Genomic DNA, 14,258 nt, shown 5'->3' with positions numbered 1-14,258 from the left:
ACGCCCCGGAGACCCCCATGTCGGACCGCTATCCCCTCGCCGAGCTCAACGACCTGCCCGACGACCTGCGCGAGCGGATCCTCGCCGAGCAGGAGAAGGCCGGGTTCGCGCCCGAGGTGTTCCTGATGTTCGGGCGCCGCCCCGCCGAGTCGCGGGCGTTCTTCGCCTATCACGACGCACTGATGGAGCGCGAGGGCAACCTGTCCAAGGCGGACAAGGAGATGATCGTGGTGACCATCTCCGGGCAGAACAGCTGCCTGTTCTGCGTGGTGGCGCACGGGGCGATCCTGCGAATCGTCAAGAAGGCGCCGATGCTCGCCGACCAGCTGGCGGTGAACTACCGCAAGGCCGACCTCACCCCGCGCGAGCGGGCGATCTGCGACTTCGCGACCAAGGTCAACCTGCACTCCGACGAACTGGGCGACGCCGACTTCGCCGCCCTGCACGAGCACGGCCTCGACGACGAGGACGCCTGGGACATCGCCGCGATCACCGGGCTGTTCGGGCTGAGCAACCGGCTGGCCAACGCCACCGACATGCGCCCGAACCCGGAGTTCTACCTCATGGGCCGGGTGCCGCGGCAGAAGTAGTCAGCCCTCCTCGGCGACCACCCCGCAGGCGATGCGGCTCCCGCCGTCGCCGGCGTTGCGCGTCTCCTCGTCGGCCCCCTCGGGCGCGTAGCGCTCGGGGATGTTGGCGAGGTTGTCCGAGTTCTCGTGGACCATCACGGCCGAGCCGTCCTCGTCCAGGAGCAGGTCGCGGTCCAGACGGTCGGTGAGCGTGACGATCCGGGCCGTGCCGTCCTCGGTCACGTAGAGGGTCGGCAGGTCCCCGGCGTGCTCGGGATGGCCGGCTTCGCCGCCGGGACCGGCCAGGTGGCCGCCGGCGGAAAGGAACGCGCCCCGCTTGCCCGGCTGGGTCGGGTTCTCGCTGTCGGGCTCGCACAAGCCCGTGCCGTGGATGTGCAGGCCGTGGAAGCCAGGCTCCAGGTCGGTCGCGTTGACCGTGATGAGCGTGCCGCCATCGGCCTCCGCGAACTCGGCCATACCCCGCGATTCGCCCTTGGGATTCACCAGCTCGGCGGTCGCGAACGCCTGGCCGCCGGTGTTCTCGCCGGACGTCTGCGTGGTGGTGTCGGAGGTGCTGGTCTCGGAGGTGCTGGTCTCGGACGTGTTGCCCGCGCCGTCCTGTGGCGTGACGTCGCCCCCTGCGGCTGGAGAGTCCTCTCCGGTGCCGCATGAGGCTAGCAGGAGCGCGGTTGCGGACAGGGCCACGAAGGTCGAACCCCTCCGGGCGCGGCGGGCGGTGGACACGGTGCGTGCGGTCATCAAGAACCTCCTCGGACGGCGTCGTGAGGGTGACGGTACCGAGGCGGACCCGACGTGCAACCGCGTCTGCGGCACGCATTTTCGCTGGCAGATCACACACCGGCGGCCCCTACCACAAAGTAAGAAGTCACTTGCTTTTCTTACTCAGGTGTCGTTCACCTCGCAGCCGCACTAACGGACCGACGTCCTGATGTTCTGCTCGAGCAGGCAGACCGGCGCCTCCGAGACCCGTTGCGCTGGTCACCATCTCGCAGGAGAAGGGCCCGCGAGCACGGCAAATGCGCGCTGACTATGAAGTTCATCACGCAAACATATCTGAACGCTTGCACAACCTGAGAAGCGGGTGCATACTCTTCTCAGCCCCATCACAGACTGTTCCGACAGCGGAGGGGGCGTCCCTCCCCCTCGAGCCACCGGCTCAATCCCTCGCAAGAAAGGGTTCATCATGAACCAGGTTTATGCCCTCATGGCCACCTTCCAGGCGTTCCTCGACGATCGCTTCGAGAACCGCAAGGACCGCGGCGCGACCGCCGTGGAGTACGGCCTGATGGTCGGGCTCATCGCGGTGATCATCATTGTGGCGGTCCTTGCGCTTGGCAACAACCTAGAGGGCCTGTTCCAGGGCGTCGCTGACGATGTGGCCAACCCGGCCGGCGCCGGCGCGGCTGCCCCTCCCGTGGTCGAATAAACCTGGCCCGGTCCCGGCGCAGCACTCATCACTGGTGCTGCGCCGGAACCAGTCCCACCCCCTCTACCACCTCGATTCAGACCCCCGACCCCCCTCCCGGCAGGACCCGCAATGTTCACGCCCTCACGTGACCGCGGAGCAGCAGCAGTTGAGTTCGCCTTAGTGCTGCCAGTCCTCGTGCTCCTGGTCATCGGAATCCTCGAATTCGGCCGCGCGTACCACGTTCAGACCACCCTCTCCAATGCTGCAAGAGACGGCGTCCGGGTGATGGCACTGCAGGATAGCTCCGCCGCCGCGATCGCGGCGGCGGAGACTTCTGCTAGCCCCCTTGACCTCGCCAATGCCGACATCACCGTCACCCCGACTGCCGGCTGCTCGTCCGCCCTGACGGGCGCCGGGCTCGCCTCGGTCACGATCGAGTACCCGTTCTCTCTGGTCTCGGGGTTTCTTCCCATCGACGACTTCATCCTCACCGGGAAGGGGACCATGCGATGCTTCGGTTAGATGATGATCGCGGGGCGATCGCGGTTTTCATCGCGATCCTCCTCATCCCTCTCCTCGGATTCACCGCCATATCCCTCGACATAGCGGCCACCCATGCCGAGAGGCAGCAGCTCCAGACCGGCGCGGACGCAGCTGCGCTCGCAATCGCCCAGGACTGCGCTCGTAAGAACTGCGGAGCGCCAGCGGACACCGCGCAGTCATTGGCAACGCTCAATAGCAACTCGGGGGCCGCAGTTGCGAAGGTCGACCCGGTCCCCACAGAAGACTCCGGGCGAGTCACTGTTCACACCTCGGCAGTCCGGCAACATTGGTTTGCTCCGGTATTGGGCGTCGACTCTACAGAGCTCATGGCTTCTGCCACGGCGGGCTGGGGCTCCCCGACAGGCGGCACGTCTGCGCTGCCAATAATCTTCTCCCTCTGCGACTTCAACAAATACTCTGTGGACGGGCGCCCGTCGGGCCGAGAGCAGGTGATCGTCACCACGCCGGCGGGGACATGCACGGACTCCGTGGACGGCTCTCCGACGTACCTTCCCGGCGGCTTCGGTTGGTTGGAGACCGACGTCAAGAAAAGCTGCAACGCCACAACGCGGATCGGCACCCGCGCCGAGAGCGAACCGGGCAACACGGCAAAGCACTGCGATCTCTCGACAATCCGCGACCGAACGATCCTCGTGCCGATCTTCGACGACGCCGACCCGGATGAGAAAGGCGGGCAGGGGAGGGGCGCCTGGTACATGGTGTACGGCTACGCGGCGTTCACAGTAACCGGGTACCACTTCTCCGGCCAAAGCTGGAACCCGCCTTGCGGGGGAAGCCAGCGGTGCATCAGCGGTTACTTCACCACCATGCTCCAGGAAGACCCCGACTTCGACTACGGACCGGGTGGGCCCGATCTCGGCGCCGCCGCCGTCGTTCTACTACCCGACTAGTGAGAGACCAATGAACCGACGCCTCGTCTCGGCCATTGCAGCCGGCGTACTCGCGATCCTCGGCGCAGTGCTGCTCGTCAGCTACGTCAACAACGCCGACAGCCGCGCAATAGCGAACATGGATCCGATCGAGGTGCTGGTCGTATCCGCACCCATCGCCCAGGGGACACCTGCCGAAGAAGTTGCCGCATCGGTGACCACCGAGCGCCTACCCAAGGCTGCGGTCGGTCCCGATGCCGTCCGGTCACTCGCAGAGGTGGTCGGCCGCGTTGCCGCGACCGACCTCCAGCCTGGCGAGCAGGTTCTGGGCGCCCGATTCGTCACCCGCCAGTCGTTAGAGCGGTTCGGAGGAATCCCGGTCCCAGAGGGCTACCACCAGGTGACCATCCCGCTTGACGCACCGCGGGTCGTCGGTGGCACCGTGACCCCCGGAGACACGGTGGGCGTGTTTGTCACCCTTGACGACGGATCGACCCACCTCGTCCTCCGGAAAATTCTCGTGACCCGCGTCCAGGGCGGACTCGGTGCGACTCAACCTAACAAAGGGATCGAGAACCCCGACGCGGCACCCGTGCCGGAGAGCGGCGCCATGATCACGATGGCGCTCACTACTGACCAAGCCCAATCGGTCGTGTTCTCGGCCGAGCACGGGAGCATCTGGCTGTCCCTCGAGGACTCCACCGTTCCGCAGGACGGCACTGACAAGGTCGATTCGAGGGACTTCTACTGATGAGCCGCGTACTGATCGCCACCGATTCCGCTGACCTCCGCGGGAGGGTCGCCACCGCGACCGGCGAGCCGATCTCAGTGATCGCCGGCAGCCCCCTGCCGACTGGCCCGTCACAGCTGTTCCAGCAGCTCGGGCCAGGCGTCGCCATCCCCCAAGTCGTCGTGATCGACACCGCCGCCGGCCGCAACGAGGCACTGCAGCTCTCGTCCCGCCTCGCCGCCGAGTGCCCCGGAATGGCCGTGGTGTTGGTGAGCGAGCATCCCGACACTTTCGCCCTCGCCGCCCTACGGGCCGGCGCGTGCGACGTGGTTCACCCCGACGCCGAGGTCGGCGAGCTCGCTGCGGTGCTCGGTAGGGCCGCACAGATCGCCGCCTCGACCGCTCCCCAGGGGCCGGGCGACCCTGCCATGAGCGGGAACGCCAGCACTCGCGGCCGCGTCATCAGCGTCGTCTCCCCCAAGGGCGGAGTGGGCAAAACGACTGTCGCCACCAATCTGGCAGTCGGCCTCGCCCGGACAGCCCCCCTCTCAACAGTGATCGTCGACCTCGACGTGCAGTTCGGCGACGTGGCCAGCGCCCTCAACCTGGACCCCGAGCACACCCTCCTCGACGTGGTCCGCGGCCCGGCTGTGCGGGACTCCATGGTCCTCAAGACCTTCCTCACCCAGCATCAGACCGGCCTCTACGCCGTATGTGGGCCGACCTCACCCGCCGACGCCGACGACATCACCGCCGCCGACGTAGCCCAACTCCTGAAGACCTTGGCCTCGGAGTTCCGGTACGTCGTGGTGGACACCGCCCCCGGACTCGACGACCACGCCCTCGCCGCGATCGACCAAGCCGACGAACTGGTCACGCTGACCAGCCTCGACGTGCCCGGGGTTCGCGGTCTGCGCAAGGAGCTGAACATCCTGCGCGACCTGGGGCTGAACCTCGAGAAGCGGCACGTCGTGGTGAACTTCGCCGACCCCCGCAGCGGGCTGACTAAAGCCGATGTCGAGGCCACCATCGGCACCGGCGTCGACTTGGTCCTCCCCCGCAGCAAGGCGGTCCCTGTGTCGGTCAACCAGGGAGTCCCCCTTCTGCAGAGCGACGGCCGCGATGCGATGGCCAAGCAACTGCGCAAGCTGGTCGACCGGTTCACCCCCGCCCCCATGCGCCCCACCGCGACGGCCGTACTGGCCGCCGAAGGTGGTCGGCACCGACTCCGCCGGAAGCGGGTGAAGGCATGAGCCTGTCCGAACGCCTCCGCGCCGCCCGGTTCGCCCCGGGAGCCACCGACAGCGACGCGCCCGCGTCCAACGCTGCATCGTCGGCCCCCGCCGCGCCCCCCTCGACGCCGACCGTGGTCGTTCCGACGGGGACGACGACGAAGCCGGCCACTGCCACCAACACTCCGTCCACGAAGACCGCGGGGAGCGCACCCGCCGACGATCCCACTGTCGATCCGCTGGTCGCCCTCAAGGAACGCGCGGCCAGCGCTCTGTTCGAGCGCATCGGTGCTCGCCTGAACAACCCGTCGCTCACCGAGGAGCAGCTCCACGCGATGGTGCGGAGCGAGCTCAACAAGGTCGTCGAGGACGAGACGGTCCCACTCACGAGCGACCAGCGGGTGCGTCTGATCACCGACGTGCAGGCCGACGTGCTGGGCCACGGCCCACTCGAGAAGATGCTCGACGACCCGGAGATCACCGAGATCATGGTCAACGGCCCCGACATGATCTTCGTCGAACGCGCAGGCCAGCTCACCCGCCATCCCTCCAGGTTCGCCTCGGAGGAACACCTCCGGCAGGTCATCGAGCGGATCGTCTCCCGCATCGGCCGCCGCGTCGACGAGTCGTCCCCGCTGGTCGACGCCCGACTCGCCGACGGCTCGCGCGTCAACGCCGTCATCCCGCCGCTGGCCGTCAACGGCTCCTCGCTGACCATCCGGAAGTTCTCCAAGGATCCGTTCAAGGTGCACGACCTCATCCGGTTCGGCACCCTCACCCCGGAAATGTCCGAACTGCTGCAGGCCTGCGTGGAGGCACGGCTCAACATCATCGTCTCCGGCGGCACCGGCTCCGGCAAGACCACCCTGCTCAACGTCCTGTCCTCCTACATCCCCGAGGGCGAGCGGATCGTCACCATCGAGGACGCCGTGGAGCTGCAGCTCCAGCAGGATCACGTGGTCCGTCTCGAGTCCCGCCCGGCCAACATCGAAGGCCGCGGCGAGATCACCATTCGCGAGTTGGTGCGTAACTCGCTGCGTATGCGGCCCGACCGCATCGTCGTGGGCGAGGTCCGCGGCGGAGAGACCCTCGACATGCTCCAGGCCATGAACACCGGCCACGACGGGTCACTCTCCACCGTCCACTCCAATTCGCCACGTGACGCCATCGCCCGACTGGAGACACTCGTCCTCATGGCCGGCATGGACCTACCCCTGCGCGCCATCCGCGAGCAGATCGCCTCCGCCGTCGACGTGATCATCCAGCTCACCCGGCTCCGCGACGGCACCCGCCGCGTCACCGCCGTCACCGAGGTCCAAGGCATGGAGGGCCAGACCGTCACCCTGCAGGACGCCTTCCTCTTCGACTACTCCGCCGGCCTCGGCCCCGACGGCAAGTTCCTCGGCAAGCCCCAGGCCACCGGCGTCCGGCCTCGCTTCACCGACCGGTTCAACGAACTCGGCATCACCCTGTCGCCGCGCGTGTTCGGCGCGACCACCGAGAACCCCGGATCCATCCGATGAGCCAGACGCTATTGTCCCCCGCAGGGTTCGCGATCGCCGCCCTCACGCTCGCGCTGCTCACGGGCGGTTACCTCATCCTCTCCCCCGCGCCGGGGCGGATACCCCGAGATCGCCGACGCCCCGGCATGGCCGAGGGCCCCGGGCCGATCAGCCGCGCGGCCACTGCCGCCACCGAGGCGATCGACTCCCTCCTACGCCGCCGCGGGACCACCGGAGCCGGCCAGCTCGAACGCGCCGGAGTCCGCATGGGGCTCCAGGACTACGTCTTCCTCGTCGTCGTCGCCTCGATCGTCGCGTTCGCCCTCGGCCTCATCCTCGTCGGGCCGCTGATGGGCGCGTTCCTGGCACTTCTCGCTCCCGCGGGTGCCTACGCCCTTCTCCAGATCCTCGCCGCCCGCCGTCGCGCCAAGTTCGCCGACCAACTCGACGACTCCCTGCAGCTCATGTCCAGCAGCCTGCGCGCCGGACACTCCATGCTGCAGGCGCTGGCCTCCGTCGCACGCGAAGCCGAACAACCTACGTCCGAGGAGTTCGCGCGGATCATCAACGAGACCCGCGTCGGCCGCGACCTCGGCCCCGCCCTGGAGGAGACCGCCAACCGGATGGGCAGCCAGGACTTCGTGTGGGTCACCCAGGCCATCGCGATCAACCGCGAGGTCGGCGGCAACCTCGCCGAGGTTCTCGACGCCGTGGGCCACACCATCCGCGAACGCAACCAGATCCGCCGGCAGGTGGCAGCGCTCGCCGCCGAAGGGAAGCTGTCGGCGTACGTCCTCATGGCGCTGCCGTTCGGTATCGGCGGGTTCCTCTTCATCTCCAACCCGTCCTACATCGGCGTGCTCACCCAGAGCCTGCTCGGCTGGGGAATGATCGCGGCCGGCGTCGTGATGCTGATTATCGGCGGCATCTGGCTGAGCAAAGTCGTCCGTATTAAGTTCTGACAGGGTCGGCTCCTCCCTCAGAGCCGCCCCTCCTCCCCCTCCCCTCTCGCCCTTCGAAAGGAGCCCCGCGTGAGTTCACTGCCCGCCGCGGTGGCCGTGTTCGTCCTCACCGCGTCGATGTTCATGCTTGCCTTCGCGGTATTCGCCGGCCGTGACACCGTCCGCGCGCGCACCGTCGCCAACCTCCGCCGGGGGATCGACGAGGGATACGCCGCTGCACCCGTGGACCTCACGGGGGTCGACGACGACGACTCCCGCAGTCGCCTGTACGAGTTCGCCCGCCGACTCACGCCGGCAGGCACCATCCGCAGGCTCGAGAGGCTGACCATCCGGGCCGGACGGCCCACGGGCTGGTCCCTTCCGCGCCTGGTGATCGCCAAGATCGTCGTGCCCCTCGTCGTGATCCTGCTGGGCCTGGCGCTACTGCGGGCCAACCCGGAGCCGCTCCTCCTGCTCCTGACGCTGGGGACGGCCGCCGTCTGCTACTTCCTGCCCGAGCTACTCCTCAGCAGCCGTAGCCAGGAGCGCAACGACGAGATCCAGCTCGAGCTGGCCGACACCCTCGACCAGATGACCATCGCGGTGGAGGCGGGCCTCGGCTTCGATGCCGCCATGGCCCGCGCCGGCCGCAACGGCACCGGCCCGCTCGCCCAGGAACTCATCCGCACCCTGCAGGAGATCCAGGTGGGCCAACTACGCCGCACTGCGTACGAATCGCTTGCCCTGCGGACCGACGTTCCCGACCTGCGGCGCTTCGTCCGCGCCATCATCCAAGCCGACGCCTACGGCATCTCCGTCGCCGACGTCTTGCGCACCCAGGCCGCCGAGATGCGGCTCAAGCGGCGCCAGCGCGCCGAGGAGAAGGCCCAGCAGGTGCCGGTCAAAGTGATCTTCCCGCTCCTGACATGCATCCTGCCCGTACTGTTCATCGTGCTGCTCGGACCCACCGCGATCAACATGATGGAGGCGTTCTCCTGACATGCTCTTCGTGATCGCCGCGGCCGCGGCCGTCGCATCCGGTGGGGTTGCAGCGGTGCTCGGACGGTGGATGCGGTCCCTCGCCGAGTCCAATTCCCGGTGGTTGCGCAGCGGCCTGCACGTGGTGCTGGCGGCGGCCGGCGGCTTCGGAGCCGCGTATCTGGCTCTGGGCTGGGCCGACCTGGTGACGTTCGCTGCGCTGGCCGTGGGATGCGCGCTGCTGATCGCGATCGACCTCGCGGTCTTCCGACTGCCCGACAAGATCGTCCTCCCGCTGTACCCCATCGTGTTCGGCGGGCTCGCGGTGACGGCCGCGATGTTCGACGTCTGGGGTTCGCTCGGCCGGGCCGCCGCCGCCGCGGCGGCGCTGCTCGCGTTCTACTTCGTGCTGGCGCTCATCAACCCGTCCGGTCTCGGCCTGGGGGACGTCAAACTCTCGGGCGTGCTCGGCGCGTTCCTCGGCTGGCTGGGCTGGCCGGCCGTGCTGGCAGGGACGCTCGCCGCGTTCGTCATCAACGCCACCGTCGCACTTATACTGCTGGCCGCGGGTCGGGTGGGGGCCAAGAGCGGCATCGCGTTCGGCCCGGCCATGGTGATCGGCGCAGTCGTCGGCGCCGCCTACTGGGCCGTGCGCTCTGCGGCGCTGGCGGGCTGACGCCCGGACCAAGCTAGGCCCGGCGGCCCGCTAAGCCGTGCGCCCGACCTCGGCAGCACCACGTGGCTGCCGCTTGCGGACCGTGAGTCGCCGGACGAGGGCGACCACGACCACCACGACCGAGGAGATCGCAGCAGTCCACACCAGGGCGGCCGATTCATGCTCGCCCGAGGTGCGGCCGTATGCCACCCACGCCAGACCCCAAGCCGTCGCCAGCGCCGGCGGGATGCGCCCGCCACTGATGAGCGCGGTCGCCACGCCGACAGCCGCGGCCACGACGATGCCGACGATCCCGAATGGCACCTCGGTCACCACGTCGACCCCCGCGCTCGCGAGCCACGCGTATGTATTGGCGAAGAACGCCACCGACACCCAGCCGAGGTACAGGCCGAACGTGTCGTCCGTGACCACGGTCTCGATCACCCCGCCGATGCGCGGCGCACCGAGGATGAACATGATGCGGATCAACACCGCGAGCAGCAGCACGATCACGATCACCGAGCCCAGGATCAGCTCGAGCTGCACCGACCAGACCCACGCTGCGTTGAGCAGCACCGAGGCCAGGGCCCACGGCCTCAGCGCAGCCTGCCGGGCGGAGCGCCGGGCCACCGGGGTGAGCTGCCAGATCGCGTACGCGGCGAGCCCGAGGTAGATCACGCTCCAGATGCTGAACGCCGACCCGGCGGGAGCCACCGGGGTCGCGTCGGCGGACAGGACGCCACCGGCGGCCTCGGCGATCGGGGTCCCGCCCAGCGCTCCGCTGCCGATGAACGCGGCCACGATCGCGGCGGCGGCCCCCAGCAGGGTGATGATGGGCAGCGCCCAGCCGGTGGGGGCGCCCAGCTCACCGGGTCCGCCGGCGTCGGCGGGCCCGCCCGGCACACCGGCGGGCCCGGGGCCTGTCGCTCGGCCACGGCCAGCGGGGTTACCGCTCGCCCGGCTGTCGCTCGCGGGAGTCATGTGAGAGCTCATAACTCCACCGAACCACGCGACACCCGACGGTGCAGCCGGTGTCGGGGCCCGCCCCGACCGCCCCCAGCCGCGAAATCGGCTACTCCGAATCGGGATCGGCGAGCCCAATTGGACTAGCGGATGCCGATTCGGAGTAGCGGATCTGGAGGGGAGGGGCGGCCGGGCGGGTTCGGTCAGACGGTCGCGCGGAACCTCCGCAGGCGCAGGCTGTTGGCCACCACGAACACCGAGGAGAACGCCATCGCGGCACCCGCGATCATCGGGTTGAGCAGCCCCGCCGCGGCCAGCGGGAGCGCCGCGACGTTGTAAGCGAACGCCCAGAACAAGTTCCCTCGGATGGTGCCGAGCGTGCTCCGCGAGAGTCGGATCGCGTCGGCCGCCGAGCGCAGGTCCCCGCGCACCAGCGTGAGGTCGGATGCCTCGATCGCCGCGTCGGTGCCGGTCCCGATCGCCAGGCCCAGGTCGGCGGTGGCGAGGGCGGCAGCGTCATTAACGCCGTCGCCGACCATCGCCACCACGCGCCCCTCGGCCTGCAGCCGGCGGACCACATCGACCTTGTCCGCCGGCATGACCTCGGAGATCACCGTCTGGGGGCCGGGGTCGATGCCGACCTCGGCGGCCACCGAGGCGGCCACCGCGGCGTTGTCCCCGGTGAGCAGGATCGGGGTGAGACCCAGCTCGCGGAACTTCTCGATGGCCTCGGCGGAGCTGTCCTTGATCTGATCGGCCACCACGAGGACCCCGCGGGCCCTCCCGGCCCAGCCCACCGCGACCGCGGTCTGGCCAGCCCGGGCGGCCTCGGCCATCGCGCTGTCCAGTTCCTGCGAGAACTGCATGTTCCGCTCAGCCAGTAGGGCGGGACGGCCCACGACGACCACCTCGTCGTCGTCGGCCCCGGAGGAACCATCGACAGCGGGTTCCGCGGCCGCGCGCCCGGGAGCAGTGCCGACGCGCCCCGACACCCCCAGACCCTCGTGGTTGGCGAAGTCCGCTACGTCCGGCAGGTCGCCGACCTCCTCGCGGGCGCCGGCGGCGATGGCGCGGGCGATGGGGTGCTCGGAGGCGTCCTCCACGGCCCCGGCGCGGCGCAGCACCTCTGCGCGATCCTCATCGGCCGCCACAGTCGTAGAGACCAGCGCGTGCTGCCCGGTGGTGACGGTGCCGGTCTTGTCCAGGACGATCGTGTCGACCTTGCGGGTGGACTCCAGGACCTCGGGGCCCTTGATGAGGATGCCCAGCTGCGCGCCGCGGCCGGTGCCCACCATCAGCGCCATCGGCGTGGCCAGGCCGAGCGCACACGGGCAGGCGATGATGAGCACCGCCACGGCGGCGGTGAACGCCAGGGTCGCGCCACCGCCGGTGAGCATCCAGAACGCGAACGTCGCCACGGCCAGCACCAGCACGACGGGGACGAAGATCCCGGAGATGCGGTCGGCGAGGCGCTGCGCGGCGGCCTTGCCGGACTGGGCGTCCTCCACCATCTGCGCCATCCGCGCGAGCTGGGTGTCGGAGCCGACGCGGGTGGCGCGCACGGTCAGGCGGCCACTGGCGTTGACGGTGCCGCCCACCACGGCGTCGCCGGGACCGACTTCGGCGGGTACGGACTCGCCGGTGACCATCGACGTGTCGACCGCTGAGGCGCCGTCGACGATCTCGCCGTCGGTGGCGATCTTCTCGCCGGGGCGGACGACGAATTCGTCGCCGACCTGCAGATCCTCCACCGGGATGCGGGTCTCCACACGCCCACCATCAACACCGCCGCGCAACACGGCGACGTCCTTGGCGCCCAGCTCGAGCAGCGACCGCAATGCGGCGCCCGCCGTGCGCTTGGACCGCGCCTCGAAGTAGCGGCCCAGCAGGATGAACGTGGTCACCCCGGCCGCGGCCTCGAGGTAGATGTCGCCGGCGCCGTCACTGGGCGAGAGGCTGAACTCGAACCCGTGGGTCATCCCGGGCATGCCCGCGTGGCCGAAGAACAGGGCGTACAGCGACCAGAGGAACGCCGCGGACGTGCCGAGCGACACGAGCGTGTCCATAGTGAACGCGCCGTGGCGCAGGTTGATCGCGGCCGCGCGGTGGAACGGCCACGCGCCCCACACGATGACCGGGGCGGCCAGCGTCAGCGAGAGCCACTGCCAGTTGGTGAACTGCAGCGCCGGGACCATGGCCATCGCGATCACGGGGATCGACAGGACGGCGGAGATGATGACACGCTGGCGCAACTCGTCGACCCGGTCGGGCGCGGCGGTGTCGTCGGTGGCGTTGCCGGCGTGGCCGGTCGACCGCCCGGCGTCGGCCGCGGAACCGTCAGCGCCGGGCGCGGACGTGCGGGGCTGAGTGTTCCGGGGCCGCGGCAATTGTGCGTGGTACCCGGCCTGCTCGACGGTGTCGAGCAGCAGCTGCGGCTGCAGGCCCTCGGGGATACGGACGCGGGCCTTCTCTGTGGCGTAGTTGACCTCGGCGGTGACGTCGTCGAGCTTATTGAGCTTGCGCTCGATCCGGTTGGCGCACGAGGCGCAGGTCATGCCCTCGATCTGCAGCTCGACCAAGGTGGTCCCGGCGGAGGGCGCCGTGTCCCGGCTGTCGGTGGTGGTCATGGGGTGCTCACTCCTGCGCTGTGACTGTGTACCCGGCCTCGTCCACGGCGGCGCGGACCGCCGCGGGATCGACCGGGTCGGAGGAGACGACGACGAGGCGACCCGACTCCAGATCGACCTCGACCTCGGTGACTCCCGAGATCTCCGAGACCTCCTCCGTCACGGAGGCGACGCAGTGGCCGCAGGTCATGCCGGAGACGGTGTAGGTGGCAGTGGCGGACATGGTGTTCTCCTCGTTCGGGTGGTGGGTGTGCGGTGACTGTCGGGGCCCGCGATCAGTCGGCGCGGTGATCAGGACCTGACCAGGCGGGCGATGGCGGCGTTGGCCTCGGCGAGCTTGGCCTCGGCTTCCTCCGGGCTGCCGTTCTCGATGGCGCCGGCGACGCAGTGCCCGAGGTGCTCGGAGAGCAGGCTCAGCGAGACGGACTGCAGGGCCCGGGTCATGGCGGAGACCTGCGTGAGGATGTCAATGCAGTACTTGTCCTCCTCGACCATCCGTTGCAGCCCGCGGGCCTGACCCTCGATGCGGCGCAGCCGCTTGAGGTGGTCCTCCTTGTGCGGGGTGTATCCATGCTCGGCCATGGCACATACGGTACCCCCCTAGGGTAAGTGCTGCAACGGTGGATCGCGTTCTCCGACGAGCGCTCCGACCCCCGGCACCGGTTTTCAATCCGGCCCCTGCTGTTTAAGGTCGGGACAGCGTCACTTCCGATGTCGATCAGTCGAGAAAGGAATGGACTCATGACGGACACGACCCAGACCGCTCGCCCGGCCCGGCACCGCTCCCCCGTCCAGTACGTAGCCCTCGCCTTCGGCGTGGTGTTCCTGCTCGTGGGGATCGCCGGCTTCATCCCCGGGATCACCGCCGCGTACGACACCATGCAGTTCGCCGGCCACGAATCCGAGGCCATGCTGCTGGGCCTGTTCCAGGTGTCGATCCTCCACAACATCGTCCACCTGCTCTACGGCGTCGTCGGGATCCTGATGTCCCGGACCGCCCCACAGGCTCGTATCTACCTACTGGCCGGCGGCATCGTCTACCTGGCCCTGTGGGTCTATGGCCTGGTGATCGGCCACGATTCGGCGGCCAACTTCGTGCCGCTCAACACGGCCGACAACTGGCTGCACCTGATCCTGGGCCTCGCCATGGTCGCCCTGTCCTTCCTCCACCGCGGGCAGCCGCGCCGAGCCTAGGAGCA

The 14,258-nt window shown here is 69.1% G+C and carries 16 protein-coding genes; 11 read left to right on the top strand and 5 right to left on the bottom strand.

The genetic code is table 11. From position 1 onward, the window contains the following. Positions 1-17 precede the first annotated feature (17 nt). Positions 18-590 carry a peroxidase-related enzyme gene (locus G6R20_RS08625; protein WP_163376139.1) on the top strand — a complete coding sequence of 191 codons (573 nt, stop codon included), beginning with the start codon at positions 18-20 and terminating at the stop codon, positions 588-590. Here the strand turns inward: G6R20_RS08625 and G6R20_RS08620 are convergent, their stop codons facing one another. After that, on the bottom strand, positions 591-1,328 hold the full coding sequence (locus G6R20_RS08620; protein WP_163376138.1) for a superoxide dismutase family protein: 738 nt from the start codon (positions 1,326-1,328) through the stop codon (positions 591-593). It abuts the gene before it with no gap. 445 nt (positions 1,329-1,773) lie between these two features. Here G6R20_RS08620 and G6R20_RS08615 point away from each other — a divergent pair, with 445 nt between their 5' ends. The 9 genes from G6R20_RS08615 to G6R20_RS08575 all read left to right on the top strand — a co-directional run bounded on the left by G6R20_RS08615 (position 1,774) and on the right by G6R20_RS08575 (position 9,490). Further along, positions 1,774-2,016 (top strand): Flp family type IVb pilin, encoded by a 243-nt coding sequence (locus G6R20_RS08615; RefSeq protein WP_163376137.1) that lies wholly within the window; start codon positions 1,774-1,776, stop codon positions 2,014-2,016. Positions 2,017-2,127: 111 nt separating this feature from the next. Next, positions 2,128-2,520, top strand: a complete 393-nt coding sequence (locus G6R20_RS08610; RefSeq protein WP_163376136.1) for a TadE family protein — start codon at positions 2,128-2,130, stop codon at positions 2,518-2,520. Then, entirely contained in the window at positions 2,508-3,452 is a 945-nt protein-coding gene (locus G6R20_RS08605; RefSeq protein WP_163376135.1) for a pilus assembly protein TadG-related protein, read from the top strand. The genes G6R20_RS08610 and G6R20_RS08605 overlap by 13 nt, the downstream gene beginning before the upstream one ends. 10 nt (positions 3,453-3,462) lie before the next feature. Next, positions 3,463-4,182, top strand: coding sequence for a Flp pilus assembly protein CpaB (gene cpaB / locus G6R20_RS08600; RefSeq protein ID WP_163376134.1), 720 nt, complete (start codon positions 3,463-3,465; stop codon positions 4,180-4,182). Then, the gene (locus G6R20_RS08595) at positions 4,182-5,414 is read left to right on the top strand and encodes an AAA family ATPase (protein WP_163376133.1); all 1,233 of its coding nucleotides are present in this window, start codon (positions 4,182-4,184) and stop codon (positions 5,412-5,414) included. Before cpaB ends, G6R20_RS08595 begins: the two co-directional genes overlap by 1 nt. Continuing rightward, positions 5,411-6,916: a CpaF family protein gene (locus G6R20_RS08590; protein ID WP_163376132.1), complete on the top strand. Its 1,506-nt coding sequence runs from the start codon at positions 5,411-5,413 to the stop codon at positions 6,914-6,916. The genes G6R20_RS08595 and G6R20_RS08590 overlap by 4 nt, the downstream gene beginning before the upstream one ends. After that, positions 6,913-7,857, top strand: coding sequence for a type II secretion system F family protein (locus tag G6R20_RS08585; protein WP_163376131.1), 945 nt, complete (start codon positions 6,913-6,915; stop codon positions 7,855-7,857). The genes G6R20_RS08590 and G6R20_RS08585 overlap by 4 nt, the downstream gene beginning before the upstream one ends. 69 nt (positions 7,858-7,926) lie before the next feature. After that, on the top strand, positions 7,927-8,835 hold the full coding sequence (locus tag G6R20_RS08580) for a type II secretion system F family protein (RefSeq protein ID WP_240341351.1): 909 nt from the start codon (positions 7,927-7,929) through the stop codon (positions 8,833-8,835). A gap of 1 nt (position 8,836) precedes the next feature. Then, entirely contained in the window at positions 8,837-9,490 is a 654-nt protein-coding gene (locus tag G6R20_RS08575) for an A24 family peptidase (protein ID WP_163376130.1), read from the top strand. A gap of 30 nt (positions 9,491-9,520) precedes the next feature. On the opposite strand, the gene G6R20_RS08570 is transcribed toward G6R20_RS08575, so the two are convergent. The 4 genes from G6R20_RS08570 to G6R20_RS08555 form a co-directional block, all read right to left on the bottom strand. Continuing rightward, on the bottom strand, positions 9,521-10,450 hold the full coding sequence (locus G6R20_RS08570; protein WP_240341350.1) for a TspO/MBR family protein: 930 nt from the start codon (positions 10,448-10,450) through the stop codon (positions 9,521-9,523). A gap of 185 nt (positions 10,451-10,635) precedes the next feature. Then, positions 10,636-13,059, bottom strand: a complete 2,424-nt coding sequence (locus G6R20_RS08565) for a heavy metal translocating P-type ATPase (RefSeq protein ID WP_163376128.1) — start codon at positions 13,057-13,059, stop codon at positions 10,636-10,638. Positions 13,060-13,066: 7 nt separating this feature from the next. Further along, positions 13,067-13,282 carry a heavy-metal-associated domain-containing protein gene (locus tag G6R20_RS08560; protein ID WP_007633030.1) on the bottom strand — a complete coding sequence of 72 codons (216 nt, stop codon included), beginning with the start codon at positions 13,280-13,282 and terminating at the stop codon, positions 13,067-13,069. 68 nt (positions 13,283-13,350) lie between these two features. After that, complete coding sequence (locus G6R20_RS08555) at positions 13,351-13,641, bottom strand: metal-sensitive transcriptional regulator (protein WP_067718792.1); 291 nt, start codon at positions 13,639-13,641, stop codon at positions 13,351-13,353. A gap of 159 nt (positions 13,642-13,800) precedes the next feature. Here G6R20_RS08555 and G6R20_RS08550 point away from each other — a divergent pair, with 159 nt between their 5' ends. Then, complete coding sequence (locus G6R20_RS08550) at positions 13,801-14,253, top strand: DUF4383 domain-containing protein (protein ID WP_163376127.1); 453 nt, start codon at positions 13,801-13,803, stop codon at positions 14,251-14,253. The last annotated feature ends 5 nt before the right edge of the window (positions 14,254-14,258 follow it).

Source organism: Dietzia sp. Alg238-R159 (genome assembly GCF_900537145.1).
Classification (GTDB): domain Bacteria; phylum Actinomycetota; class Actinomycetes; order Mycobacteriales; family Mycobacteriaceae; genus Dietzia; species Dietzia kunjamensis.
This window is presented reverse-complemented; position numbering and strand designations above follow the sequence as displayed.